This window comes from Pedobacter sp. AC402 (genome assembly GCF_979252805.1).
Genome location: NZ_CEEDAI010000014.1, coordinates 64529 through 78097 on the forward strand (window position 1 = coordinate 64529; position 13569 = coordinate 78097).

Annotated in this window: 10 protein-coding genes and 2 tRNA genes; 10 read left to right on the forward strand and 2 right to left on the reverse strand. The window is 37.4% G+C overall.

Going from position 1 to position 13569, the window contains the following annotated elements:
• Positions 1 to 74 precede the first annotated feature (74 nt).
• A complete protein-coding gene (locus tag AC0IWE_RS23280; protein ID WP_471794942.1) occupies positions 75 to 539 on the reverse strand; it encodes a hypothetical protein in 465 nt (154 codons plus the stop codon).
• 251 nt (positions 540 to 790) lie between these two features.
• On the opposite strand from AC0IWE_RS23280, the gene gcvH reads away from it, so the two are divergent.
• The 7 genes from gcvH to AC0IWE_RS23315 all read left to right on the forward strand — a co-directional run bounded on the left by gcvH (position 791) and on the right by AC0IWE_RS23315 (position 11079).
• On the forward strand, positions 791 to 1171 hold the full coding sequence (gene gcvH / locus AC0IWE_RS23285) for a glycine cleavage system protein GcvH (RefSeq protein WP_471794943.1): 381 nt from the start codon (positions 791 to 793) through the stop codon (positions 1169 to 1171).
• 10 nt (positions 1172 to 1181) lie between these two features.
• On the forward strand, positions 1182 to 1583 hold the full coding sequence (locus AC0IWE_RS23290; protein WP_055910567.1) for a VanZ family protein: 402 nt from the start codon (positions 1182 to 1184) through the stop codon (positions 1581 to 1583).
• Between the two features lie 257 nt (positions 1584 to 1840).
• On the forward strand, positions 1841 to 4657 hold the full coding sequence (locus AC0IWE_RS23295) for an outer membrane beta-barrel protein (RefSeq protein WP_471794944.1): 2817 nt from the start codon (positions 1841 to 1843) through the stop codon (positions 4655 to 4657).
• 180 nt (positions 4658 to 4837) lie between these two features.
• On the forward strand, positions 4838 to 7609 hold the full coding sequence (locus AC0IWE_RS23300) for an outer membrane beta-barrel protein (RefSeq protein WP_471794945.1): 2772 nt from the start codon (positions 4838 to 4840) through the stop codon (positions 7607 to 7609).
• A gap of 97 nt (positions 7610 to 7706) precedes the next feature.
• The gene (locus tag AC0IWE_RS23305; RefSeq protein WP_055913318.1) at positions 7707 to 7922 is read left to right on the forward strand and encodes a FeoA family protein; all 216 of its coding nucleotides are present in this window, start codon (positions 7707 to 7709) and stop codon (positions 7920 to 7922) included.
• Positions 7923 to 7933: 11 nt separating this feature from the next.
• The gene (feoB, locus tag AC0IWE_RS23310) at positions 7934 to 10042 is read left to right on the forward strand and encodes a ferrous iron transport protein B (RefSeq protein ID WP_471794946.1); all 2109 of its coding nucleotides are present in this window, start codon (positions 7934 to 7936) and stop codon (positions 10040 to 10042) included.
• 542 nt (positions 10043 to 10584) lie between these two features.
• Complete coding sequence (locus AC0IWE_RS23315; RefSeq protein WP_471794947.1) at positions 10585 to 11079, forward strand: hypothetical protein; 495 nt, start codon at positions 10585 to 10587, stop codon at positions 11077 to 11079.
• A 322-nt stretch (positions 11080 to 11401) separates the two neighbouring features.
• On the opposite strand, the gene AC0IWE_RS23320 is transcribed toward AC0IWE_RS23315, so the two are convergent.
• Positions 11402 to 11878 (reverse strand): Lrp/AsnC ligand binding domain-containing protein, encoded by a 477-nt coding sequence (locus AC0IWE_RS23320; RefSeq protein WP_055913303.1) that lies wholly within the window; start codon positions 11876 to 11878, stop codon positions 11402 to 11404.
• Positions 11879 to 12034: 156 nt separating this feature from the next.
• Between AC0IWE_RS23320 and AC0IWE_RS23325 the strand changes: the two genes are divergently transcribed.
• The 3 genes from AC0IWE_RS23325 to AC0IWE_RS23335 all read left to right on the forward strand — a co-directional run bounded on the left by AC0IWE_RS23325 (position 12035) and on the right by AC0IWE_RS23335 (position 13533).
• Positions 12035 to 12151 (forward strand) — tRNA-Asp (locus AC0IWE_RS23325).
• Between the two features lie 70 nt (positions 12152 to 12221).
• A tRNA-Asp gene (locus tag AC0IWE_RS23330) sits at positions 12222 to 12366 on the forward strand.
• A gap of 150 nt (positions 12367 to 12516) precedes the next feature.
• A complete protein-coding gene (locus AC0IWE_RS23335) occupies positions 12517 to 13533 on the forward strand; it encodes a LacI family DNA-binding transcriptional regulator (protein WP_471794948.1) in 1017 nt (338 codons plus the stop codon).
• The last annotated feature ends 36 nt before the right edge of the window (positions 13534 to 13569 follow it).

Here is a 13569-nt window from a genome sequence, read left to right on the forward strand (position 1 = left end):
TTACTTAAATAAATCCTTCTTAGAGTCCAGGAAAGCAAATATTCCATTAGCATGCAGCTTTTCAGTTTCGATTTTTATTGATCACTTAAAGGTGTTAGCTCATTACCCGGGCTTTTATTCGGTAACTTCCTGAATGGCTTGCCTTCACGGACAGTGAAAAATATGCTGGATATAAATGCAGTTAAGAACATTGGCACATAACTGAATAATAGATAATCTAAAGCCATGAAAAAGATGTTCCCACTGGCAACCAGATAAAGGATAAAGGTTACGATAGCGTGAGCAACAGGCCTATCATTGATGAACCTTAAATAACCTACTTTTTTGACCGTATAGCTATTGACAATAATGAAGGCAGCAAGAATCGCTACAAATAAAAATATATGATTGAAGGGAAGGTTAAAACTAAACATCCAATTTGCTGGGTTGATGAGCCTGATCAATGCGATGTAGGCAAATCCAATAACCATAGTTAGTGGTGCTGAAGCCAGCAGGGTAGTTAAGCATACTTTTAAGGTGTAGTGTAATGAAGATTTCATGTTGAGCGTTAATTGGTTAAGTGAATATAACTATTTTTACTCAATCTGTTTAATCATAATATCTTATGCTTGCGAACGCCCTAGCAAATCAAATTAACCTTTTATGATAAGTTAATTCTCCAGGCATTGCGATATGTTAAACTTAATTGTATTTTTGGTGCATAAACTACCGGTTTGTAAAATCCATAAGATATTGGGCAGGCTGGCTTAAAGAAGAAAATACATAACTTATATTCAATAATTTACAACTAATGAATTTTCCATCAGAATTAAAATACACTAAAGACCACGAGTGGGTTAAAGTTGAAGGTAACGAAGCTTATATTGGTGTTACCGATTTCGCACAGCGCGAATTAGGTGATATCGTTTATGTTGATATCAACACTGTAGGCAGTGAAGTAGCTAAAGAAGAAGTTTTCGGTACTGTAGAAGCTGTTAAAACTGTTTCTGATTTGTATATGCCAGTTAATGGAACGGTATTGGAAGTAAATGCTGAATTAAACGACAATCCGGAACTTGTTAACTCTGATCCTTACGGAAAAGGCTGGATGGTGAAAGTATCTTTAGCCGATTTAGCTGAAGTAGAAGGTTTATTAACAGCAGAAGCATACCAGGAATTGGTAGGCGCCTAATCTTTATATTTTGTACGAAGCACTAAAACAGCAAAAATGGGCCATTCTTTGGACAATTGTCGTTTTAGTGCTTTGTAATATGCAAATTTCCGACTCTGTTGGCGAGAGTGGGTTTTTCTTCAAAGGTTTTGATAAGATGACCCACATGGGCTTTTTCTTTGTCTTATCAGTTTTGCTCTTCTACGGAAAAATAAGGTATCAGCATACTTTTGCTTTCAGAACCTTAACTATTTTCAAAATTTTGCTCATCAATGCGATTATTGGCGGGGGAATTGAATTGTTACAATGGAAAGTTTTTACCTATCGCTCGGCTGAATGGTGGGATTTTGGTTGCGATATGCTCGGCGCATCCATGGCTGTTTTTAGTTATGTACTGCTTCATAAATTGAATTTCAATGAAAACGAAAATTAGCATTATCATTGTAATTGTAGCCATAAGCTTAAGTGGATGCAGCATCTTTAAAAAAGACTGTCATTGCCCAAAGGTTTATTACAAAAGTTATCCTGCTCAAAGAAAATAACATCTTTCTGAGCTTTTCTATGTATTTGACAGCTCTGCCAGGGGCTGTATTTAAAATGTTACCAAGCTTTTAACACACCTTAACAAACCTTTAGGCTTTTCTACAGTCTGATAGCTTAGTTTTATAATATAATATCTAATTTTTTTTGATGAAAAGGAACGTTCAGAGGGCAATATTTGTTGTTCTCCTATTTTGTGGTTACATCGCCCAGGCTCAAAATACTGGCTCGATAAGCGGGAAAGTAATTAACGCGAAAGATAAAAAGCCCGTTGATTTTGCTACCATAGCAATTAAGAGCTTAAAAGACTCTAGTGTTGTGGCCTCAGGTCAAACCAATCCCGATGGAAGTTTTAGCTTTAAAGCCATTGCGCCAGGGAAATATAGAATTTACTCCGCCTTTTTAGGATTAAAAACAGCTACAAAAGATATTGAAGTGGCCAAAGCAGCAGTTAATGCTGGCGATATTGCCATGAGTGATGATGGTGTTGATTTAAATACCGTTAACGTTACGGCCACTATCCCTATTGTGGTGAAAAAGGATACTTTGGAATTTGATGCGAAATCAATCAAAGTGCGTGAGAATGCCGTGGTAGAAGATCTTTTGAAAAAAGTACCCGGTGTAGAAGTAGCCAAAGATGGAAGCATAAAAGCCCAGGGCGAAACCATAACCAAGGTTAAAGTAGATGGTAAAGAGTTTTTTGGCAACGACCCTCTACTGGCAACTAAAAACCTTCCTGCCGATATGGTAGATAAAATTCAGGTAATTGATGAGCTTTCTGAGCAGGCTCAATTTACCGGTATTGATGATGGTACAAGAAATAAAATCTTGAACATTACCACTAAAAATGGAATGAAACATGGTTATTTCGGCAACAGTACAGCGGGTTATGGCTCTAATGACCGTTATGATGCCAGCCTGAACGTAAATAAATTTGACGACGACAGGCAGATCAGTTTCATCGGGCAGTTTAATAATGTAAACAAACAAAACTTTGGCCAGGGTGGTGGTGTAGGTAATGGCTTTGGTGGTGGCGGCGGCCGCGGTGGTTTCGGTGGCGGCGGCGGTGGCGGCGGAAATGCTAACGGAAATGGCGGCATTACCAATACAAATGCAGCAGGTTTAAACTTTGCCGATACCTATAAAGATGGAACACAGTTTCAGGCCAGCTATTTCTTTAACAAAGCAACATCCGAACGGTTGCAAAATTCATTTACACAAAATTTAACAGGTAGTACCAATGACATCACGGAGGATATAAGTAATAATACCGATCGTATAAACCACCGTTTTAATTTTATGGTGGATACCAAAATAGATCCCTCATTATCAATTAAAATACAGCCAAACCTGGCTTATACTGAAACCGATGGAAACAATTTAAATTCGTACACCCGGATACTTTCTGATGGTTCAACTGTTGGTACACAGCGCAACAACACAACTGCCGCTACTCCTACTTTCAGCAATAACCTGTTAATCCGCAAAAGTTTTAAACGTAGAGGACGTACATTATCTTTAAATGTAAGCACAAACATAAATGATAATGATGGAACAAACCTTAATTACAGGAGTGATAAAATTACAGTCGGAACAGTAGCAAGAGATACCGTTACCAATCAATTGAATAATACCAATAGCCATTCTATAAGTAATACCACAAGGGCAGTTTATACAGAGCCGTTAAACAAAACCTTAAGTGTAGAATTTAATTACCAGAACGGGTATTCAAATAGCGATTCGCAAAGAGATGTGCTTAATTACAATCCTATAACTTTGCAATATGACCTTGTAGACAATACTTTCTCAAACATTTATAATAACCGTACCCTTACCAATGCGGCAGGAGTAAGTTTAACAACAACAGAGAAAAAGTACAACTGGAATATTGGTGTGGCTGCGCAGCAAACCAACAGGGTAAATACCAATTTAACCACTGGCTTAAAGCGTACGCAGAATTTTATTAATATTACGCCATCTGCACAGTTCAGGTATAACTTTAGCAACCGTAAACGTTTGTTTATTAATTATCGTGGCTCTACCACTCAACCGAGTATCGACCAGATTCAGCCAATTCCTGATAATACAAATTCGCAAACCATTTACGTGGGTAACCCAACTTTAAAACCTTCTTTCAATAACCAGTTGAGGATTAATTTCAATAACTTCAATATTGAAAACGGCAGATTCTTTTTTGCTGGCTTAAATTTGACCCAAACTTTCAACAGTATCGGTAACAGTGTTTCACAGCTTCCTAGTGGTATCCAACAGGTGAGTTATGTTAATGTTGATGGCGTTTATGCAGGTAATGCCAATGCAACATGGTCTTTACCTTTAATGGCAGAGCGTAAATTAACCTTAAATATTTCAGGTAATGGGGCTTATAACAGGAACGTAAATTACATTATTCCAAGAGGCGGTACCACATCTGTTAAAAACATTACCAATTCGTACACCATTTCCAACGGTTATAAACTGGTTACAAATGTTGATAAATTTGATTTAACGGGTGGTATTACCGGTAGTTATACCAATTCAACGTTTTCAGCCCAGCAATCTTCCAATACACAGTTTTACACCATTAATCCAAGCTTTGATGTAAGTTATGTATTGCCAGCCAATATCAGGTTAGCGATAGATATTGATTATTTCAGAAATTTTGGTGGTGGTGATCTGTATAACCAGGAATATACCATCCTTAATCCATACATCAGCCGTCAGTTCTTTAAAAACAGAGGTACATTTAAATTCTCTGTCAATGATGCACTTAACCAGAACACAGGAGTAAGCAGAACAGCTACAGGCACATCAATTCAGGATGTTAACTTTAATGTGTTAAAACGCTATTATATGTTGTCATTCACTTATTCGTTAACCCGTATTGGTGGCCGAACAATGAGTGGAGATATGCAGATGCCAGGTCAGCGCGGTGGAAACGGCGGAGGCGGTGGTCGTACCAGAATGTAAAATCCATATAACTAAGTTCAATGAACTAGTTTTTGAAAGTCCCGGTTTTAACCGGGACTTTTTTGTTTTCCGGTTTCATAATAAATGTATAATTGACATTTATGTATTTCAAATGTTACCTAAACAAAATAAACCTTTATAAAAGCCTAGAGTCTTTATGCTGTAATCCAAACTAACCGAATGAAACAGATTTTTACGCTTCTCCTTATTTTATCATCTATTTACGTTTATGCTCAAAAAACGGGTTCAGTAAGCGGCCGGATAATCCAATCAAAAGATAAAAAGGCGATTGATTACGCCTCTATCGCAGTTAAAAACTTAAGCGATTCGAGCATGGTTGGCGCAGTAAGTACATCAGAAGATGGGAAATTTGTTTTCAAAGGCTTAAAACCCGGTAGCTATAAATTGTATGCTGCATTTTTGGGCCTAAAAAACACCACTAAAGATTTTACCATCTCAGCAGATAAACTGGATATAATACTTGGTGATATTGTTTTAGAGGGTGGTGCAATCGATCTTCAAACAGTTGATATAAAAGCTGAAGTGCCGCCAATTGTAGTAAAAAAAGATACCATAGAGTTTAATGCAAGTTCATTTAAGGTAATTGAAAATGCGGTGGTAGAAGATTTGCTGAAAAAGCTGCCCGGGGTAGAAGTGGATAAAGCAGGAACAGTTAAAGCGCAGGGCGAAACCATTACCAAGGTTAGGGTAGATGGGAAAGAATTTTTTGGCAATGATCCGCTGCTGGCCACTAAAAACCTGCCGGCAGATATGATTGATAAAATCCAGATCATTGATGAACTTTCAGATCAGGCTCAGTTTACAGGCATTGATGATGGCTCGAGAACCAAGATTATCAATATCACCACCAGAAAAGATAAGAAAAACGGATACTTTGGCAATAGCACAGCTGGTTATGGCTCTAACGACCGCTATGATGTAAATGCAAACATAAATCATTTTAAACAGGATAAACGATTGAGTGTTATTGCACAGTTTAATAATGTGAACAAACAAAATTTTGGAGGCGGTTTGGGTGGCGGCAATGGTGGTAGTAACGGTGGCAGGGGTGGAATAACCGATACCAAAGCCGGAGGTTTCAATTTTTCGGATGAATATGCCGATGAAACGGAAATCAGCCTGAGTTATTTTGTCAATAAATCTGATAACCTGATTGTATCGAACAGTGTAAGGCAAAATCTGTTAGGAAATGAGACCACCGTTTTTAAAAACGATCAGGTGAATAACTCCGATCGGTTAAATCACCGCCTGAATTTTATGGTAGATACCAAGATTGATTCATTAACCTCACTCCGTATACAACCAAATTTGAGTTATACCGATAATGAGAGCTTAAACAATAGCACCTATACCCGCGATTTTAACAGCTACATGATCACCGGAACGCAATCGTTGAGGAATCACAATACCGCACCATCAATTAGCAATAATATCCTGTTGCGTAAAAAATTTATGCGCAGGGGTAGAACGTTATCGCTTAACTTTAATACCAATATAAACAATAATGATGCTGATAATTACAATACCAACCCTGAAACCCGTAAAGAAAACGGCAATAGCACGCTAAAAACTACCGATCAGTTTAACGATCAGGAGAGCGAATCCATTAATCAGAATACAAGATTGGTATATACCGAGCCATTGGATAAGACCCTGAGCCTGGAGTTTAATTATCAAAATGGTTATAACCACAATACATCCGACCGTTTTACCTATAATTTTAATCCCGCTACCCTGCAATACGATTTATTGGATCAAACCTTCAGTAATGCGTACGAAAATACAATTTTAACCAATTCTGCCGGTTTCAGTTTTAATAAAATGGCCAAAAAATACAACTGGAATGTAGGGATGGCCGTTCAAAATACCGATAGAACCAACAATAACATCAGTAAAGGATTTGTGCTGAAGCAAAACGTATTTAATTATACTCCTTCGGCAATGTTCAGGTACAATTTCAGCAACAGCAAACGTTTGGTATTTAATTATCGGGGCAGTACCAACCAGCCAACCATTCAACAATTGCAACCGATCAGGAACAATACCAATACGCAGAGTGTGCCTGTGGGTAACCCCGATTTAAAGCCCGAATTTAACAATACCCTAAGGGTAGCCTTTAATACTTTCACAGTTGGCAAAAACAGATCGTTGTTTGTAAATTTAAACCTTACCCAAACCACCAACCGGATTGCAAACAGCAGCAGCTTAATTCAGAGTGGAGAAGATCAGGGTAAGCTTGCAGTTACCCCGGTTAACGTAAACGGCGTTTATTCAGGATCAATATCCTCTTCGTTGAGTTTGCCGCTTATGACCGATAACAAGCTTAATTTTCATGTCAATGTAAGCGGAAACTACGATAGAGACGTAAACTTTACCAACTCCTTAAAAAATATAACCAACAGCTGGGCAATTACCAATGGTTACCGTTTGGTTTCTAATTTAGATAAGCTTGATTTAACCGCAGGAGTAAGCGGCTCTGTAAACCGTGCAACCTATTCCGTTCAGCCAAGTTCCAATACACGTTATTATACTTTTAGTCCGAATGTAAGCGTAAGTTATTTATTTCCAGGTGATATCCGCTGGGCTATAGATGCTGATTATAACCAGAATACTGGAAGAGGGGAAGGCTTCGATACGCATTTTACATTGGTTAACTCTTATATCAGCAAACAGTTTTTTAAAAACAGGGGAACTTTCAAGGCTGCGGTAAACGATTTATTGAACGAAAATCAAGGCATAAGCCGAACGGCAAATAACAACACCATACAGGATGTGAGTTATAATGTATTGAAACGTTATTTTATGTTTTCATTTACCTATTCGTTAAACAGGATGGGCGGAAAAAACCGCATCAGAGGTGGAGAAGAAGGCGGTAGAGGCCGTGGCGGTAATGGCGGCGGTGGCTTTGGTGGTGGCAGGCAGCGGAACTAAATCATCTCAGGGTAAACCTGCATAATTTATCCCCTCCTTAAGGCTGCGTTATTTGGAATAAATCTAAAGAAAGGTTAACTTGCGCCAAATTTAGCACATGAAACTGTCGCACCTAAAAGTTGGGGAAAAAGGAACAATCGTAGCATTTACAGATTTAGACATGTCTGTAAAATTGATGGAGATGGGATGCTTGCCCGGCGAGGTGGTAGAGGTGGAGCGTTTTGCTCCTTTGGGCGATCCGATGGCCATTCGTGTTGCTGGCTATCAGCTTTGTTTGCGTAAAAGCGAAGCTGATGTTATTATCATACAATAAATAAGCTGGGTTTGGATATTAAAGTTGCGTTAGTTGGTAATCCCAATACAGGTAAATCTACATTATTTAACCGTTTAACAGGGTTAAATCAAAAAATAGGAAATTTTCCGGGGATTACGGTTGATAAGAAAACAGGTTTTACAAAACTTGCCGAAGGTAAGGAAGCCGAAATTATAGATTTACCCGGAACTTATAGTTTATATCCAAAAAGTAGCGACGAAAGTATCGTTTTTCAGGTGCTTGCTGATAAAAATAACAGCAGCCACCCCGACGTAATTGTGCTGATTGCTGATGCCTCCAACCTGAAACGTAACATGCTTTTGTATTCGCAGGTTGCAGATTTGGGCATCCCAATAATTTTAGCCTTAAATATGATCGATCTTTCTACCAAGCAGGGGATTGAAATTAATTTAGATAAGCTTGCCGAAAAACTTGGTATTCAGGTTGTTTCAATTTCTGCAAGAAATAATATCGGCATTGATAAGCTAAAGCAGGCCATTGCCAATACCAATAAAATTGCCACCCAGTTTCAGGATGTTGATGTTAATTTTTTGGCTCCTGCAGCCATTAATGCGATTAAATCCAAACTCAACTCAGATAACGATTATTACGCTTTGCAGGTTTTGCACCAGCATGAATACTTAACTTTTTTTACTGAAAAAGAACAGGAAGAAATTGAGGAAATTGAGCAATCACATCACTTTGAATCTTCCAAAATTCAGGCTGCAGAAACCATTGCCAGGTATAAACACCTCAGTACCATCTTGTCTGGAGTGGTTGTCGATAATAATGTAGAAAAGAAATTTTCCTTCAGTGATCGTTTGGATGCTATCCTTACACACAAGGTATGGGGTTTTGCTATTTTCCTGTTCATTCTCTTTGTAATTTTCAATGCCATATTTGCCTGGTCATCTTATCCGATGGATTGGATTGAAACCGGTTTTGGTTTTATCACAAGTATTGGTCATGAGTATTTGCCTGCCGGTATGCTTACCGATTTACTTCTTGATGGCGTAATTGCCGGCTTAGGAGGTATTTTTGTTTTTATCCCTCAAATTGCAATTTTATTTGCTTTTATTTCCATTTTAGAAGATACCGGCTACATGGCCCGGGTTACCTTTATGATGGATAAAATTATGAGTAAGGTAGGCCTTAACGGAAAATCGGTAGTGCCGATGATCGGTGGTTTGGCCTGTGCTGTGCCATCTATTATGGCGGCAAGGAACATTGAAAACTGGAAAGATAGGATGATTACCATCATGGTTACCCCATTGGTAAGCTGTTCGGCAAGGCTCCCGGTATATATTTTAATAATTTCCTTAATTATTCCATCCAAAACCGTGTTAGGCATTTTTAATATGCAAGGTTTGGCACTGATGGTAATGTACCTCGTTGGTATTATCGCTGCGGTATTGGTTGCATGGGTGATGAAATTCATCATCAAAACCAAAGAAAGGTCTTATTTTATCATGGAGTTGCCTATTTATCGCATGCCCAGATGGAAAAATGTTTTCTATACGATGTATGAGAAATCGAAAACCTTTGTTTTCGAAGCCGGTAAAGTTATTATTGCCATTTCAATTATTCTTTGGGTGATGGCTTCTTTCGGACCGGGAAACCGTTTTGAGTCCATTGATAAAAAATATGAAACGGCTTTAGCTGACACTACAAAAAATACCGATCACATTAAAACTTTGGTTGCTACCGAGAAGTTAGAAAACTCTTATGTAGGTATTCTTGGTCATGCGATTGAGCCTGTAATCCGCCCTTTGGGTTACGATTGGAAGATTGGGATAGGCTTAATTACCTCTTTTGCTGCACGTGAAGCATTTGTAGGTACCATGGCTACCATTTACAGTGTAGATGGGGGTGACGAAGATACGGGTACAATCAGAACGCGCATGTCGGCCTCAAAAAATAGCCTTACCGGTTTACCTGTATATACTTTTGCCACAGGTATTTCATTAATGCTTTTTTATGCTTTTGCAATGCAGTGCATGAGTACGGTTGCGATTGTTTACCGTGAAACCAAGGGCTGGAAGTGGCCGGTTATCCAGCTGGCTTACATGACAGCCATGGCTTACGTTGCTGCGCTTGTTGCTTATCAGTTATTAAAATAAACCGGAGTTAAAATTCATCACTCTTATTTTGTCAGTCTAAAGGTAGTAGAAGGGTCTTTTTATAAATATTAAGGCGAACAATATCTGTGCAACTATTAAAGTTTCCTCCCGCATTGCGTATTTCCTTGTTCCAGTATCCCTCGCCCTTTCAAGGTTGGGACAATTTTTGAAACCATGAAATTTAACTCTCATAAGTCAAATAATTAAATTCGCTTGCTCATGATCAGTTCTTGTATTGCTTACAAATATGTTAGGAATAAAGGGGATGAAGTAAAAGCATTAACTAATAATTCGTAACGGGAATTCATAAACTCATCGTAAAAGGCTAATGATTTAATCTATATATTGTTTTTTGATTAACATATTACAAAATAGACACTTATGTATATATTTACGTCTATATATGAAATGTTAACAAATTCTCCTCACTATGAAAACAAAAAAAAAAATTGTTCCTCTCCGAAGAAGGATACCGAATGTAAAAACTATTGCAGTCATTCTTGTCAATGATGATGAAAAATATAATTTTTAGCGTAGCAATAATGGCAACCACTTGTTGTACAGCAACGCAGAATACAGTTGAAACAAACAATGAGAAGATTATTATCACAAAAGTGATCGATATAGCATCCGACAAAAATATTCGTCCCAAAAAGGTGTTCATCAGTGAGCAACTGTTGTCGGATCTCGATAGATACTTTATTACTCATGAAGGTGAAAAAAATACCGATTCATTAACTATACTAATACAAGGGAAGTGGAATTATTTAAAAGAGACAAAATCAGAACCCTATTCGACGGCTTGGAAGCAAGTTTCACTTTCAAAAACTGTAGGCGAGAAAACTAAATCTGAAAATGATGGGAAAGATGATTACGTCCTATTTAGTACAGTACAGTTCTCGCCTGACGGTACAAAAGCGTTTGTAATATATAACAAAACAACTAAAAAAATTTCTCGATCAACTGTTTTCTTTTTCTTCGAAAAAAAGAATGGGACATGGACTCATAAAGCTCATTTTATTCCATTTTTCGATTAGTATGCAATGAAAGCTTATTTAAACTGATGATTCAATTGCTACGTTGTTTGTGTGCCAATAATAAAACAACGTAGCAATTCTTTATGTTACAGCTATTCTTAATAATATCCGGAATTAGCCGGGTAAATAGGTAAAGTCCGTAACAAAATAAAATCGCAATAAACATTAAAAATGTATGAGAATTATACCACTCAGCGTTCATTTCCTGATTATTAAGAATAACCAATAGCGTTTTACCATATAAGGCATATGAGATCATTTAAGCTTCGTGTTCTTAAATGAAATCTTTTAACTTTAGTCTTTTAACTTTAGTCTTTGTGCTTTAACCCAGTTCTATCTGTCTTTTAATGCTTTCTTCTAATGAAATCAAAGTTTCTGTACGCTGAATGCCGTTTACAGCCTGAATTTCTTCATTTAGAACATGCCTTAAATGGTTTGTATCCCTGCAAATAATTTTGGCGAACATACTATAAGCTCCGGTAGTATAATGCAATTCTACCACCTCCTTAATTTTGCTTAGTTGTGCTACGGCATCCTTATATTGGATTCCTTTTTCGAGGTAGATACCCAAAAAAGCACATATATCGTAGCCAGCCTTCTGTGGATCGATAATTAAGTGTGAGCCTTTAATGATACCCATTTCCTGCAATTTCTTCATACGTACATGTATGGTACCGCCAGAAACAATCAGATCTTTTGCTATTTCTGTATAGGGTTTAGTGGCATCCTGCATCAATTGCTTCAATATATCGATATCAAGGTTGTCAATTTCTAAATTGGTATTGTCTTTTTTAAGCATATTTTTGAATTATGATAAGCGAATTTACGAATATTTATCAATATTATAAAAATAAAATTAATTGTTTAAAATATTTGCAAGGTATCGGTTGATCCTTTACATTTGTATCAAGCAATTAACAAAAAGGAAACGTTCTTTCACAATTGCAGAACATAATGTAGGGTGGTGAAACAGGCAGACACACCTCCTTGTCTCGGTGGCGGAGAATAATGGGAATATACCGGTTTCGGTACTAACCACTCCTTGAAGGTTCGATTCCTTCCCCTACAGCCAGTGCAGTTGGCAATTTACAGTAATTAGTATAATACTAAAAACTAAAATTGGAAACTGTTAACTATTAAAATGTTGGGTGGTGAAATTGGCAGACACGCCTCCTTGTCTCGGTGGTGGGGAATAATGGGACAAACGCAGTTTATTGGGTTGACCACAAATTAATTTTTTGAACTGTAGCTAACTACCCCTTGAAGGTTCGACTCCTTCCCCAACAGCATTTTTTATGAATAATAAGTTAGTTAATCGAGCAATCCTGGATAGGTTGCTCTTTTTCTTTTTAAGGCTATTTATAAAATCATTACATCTTTATGGATATATTGTTATATTACCAGAATAATTAATATTATACCCGTGTAATGCCTGTGATGAAGAAACGCGTTTCAATTAAAGATATAGCCAAACAATTAAATATTTCCATTACTACAGTCTCATTTGTAATTAATGGAAAGGCAAGAGAAAAAAACATTAGTGAATCGCTTACCAAAAAAGTTTTGGATCTTGTTGCCGAATTAAATTACCAGCCTAATGCCCTTGCCACAAGTTTAAGAACGGGTAAAACAAAAATTATCGGTTTTTTGGTTGATGATATTTCGGAACCTTTTTTTGCAGGCATAGCACGCCGAATCGACGAGATTGCCTCTAGCTTAGGCTATAAAATTCTTTTTAGCAGTACACGTAACGACACTGAAAAAGCAATCGAATTGCTGCAGATTTTTAAAGACAGGCACGTGGATGGTTATATTATGGCTTTGCCCGAAGGACTGGAGGAGGAAGTTAAAAAACTCATTCAAACAGATGCGCCAGTTGTTTTATTTGATCGCTATGTACAGGATGTAAAAACCGATTACGTTATAATCGACAACAAAAACAGTACCTACCAGGCAACCGAACACCTGATTGAAAATGGCTACAAAAAAATCGGTTTTGTAACGATTGATACCGTTCAGCAGCAAATGGTAGATCGTTTAACAGGTTATGAGGCCGCAATTGAAGCTTACAGCCTGTCTCCAATTGTTAAGAAAATCAGCTATGTCAATTCTTCAGCATCGATTGAGGAAATGGTGAAATTCTTTAAAGCAGAAAATCAGCTTGATGCAGTGATTTTTGCTGCCAATTACATTTGCCTGGATGGTTTAAGAACTTTTAGGAAGATGGGTATTAAAATTCATAAAGACCTGGCGGTTGTTTCTTTTGATGACTTCGAGATCCTTGAGTTTTGCGAACCGCCTGTTACCGCCATTGCACAACCCTTGGAAGCCATTGCAGAAAATGTTATGAAAATTCTGTTGAACAAACTTAAAAAAACTGCAAAACCTGTTGAGAATGCTCAGGTATCATTGCCAACGATATTAAATATCAGGGGCTCAAGCTTAAAGAAATAAAAAAAGGGAATAGATTTTATATCCATTCCCTTTCTA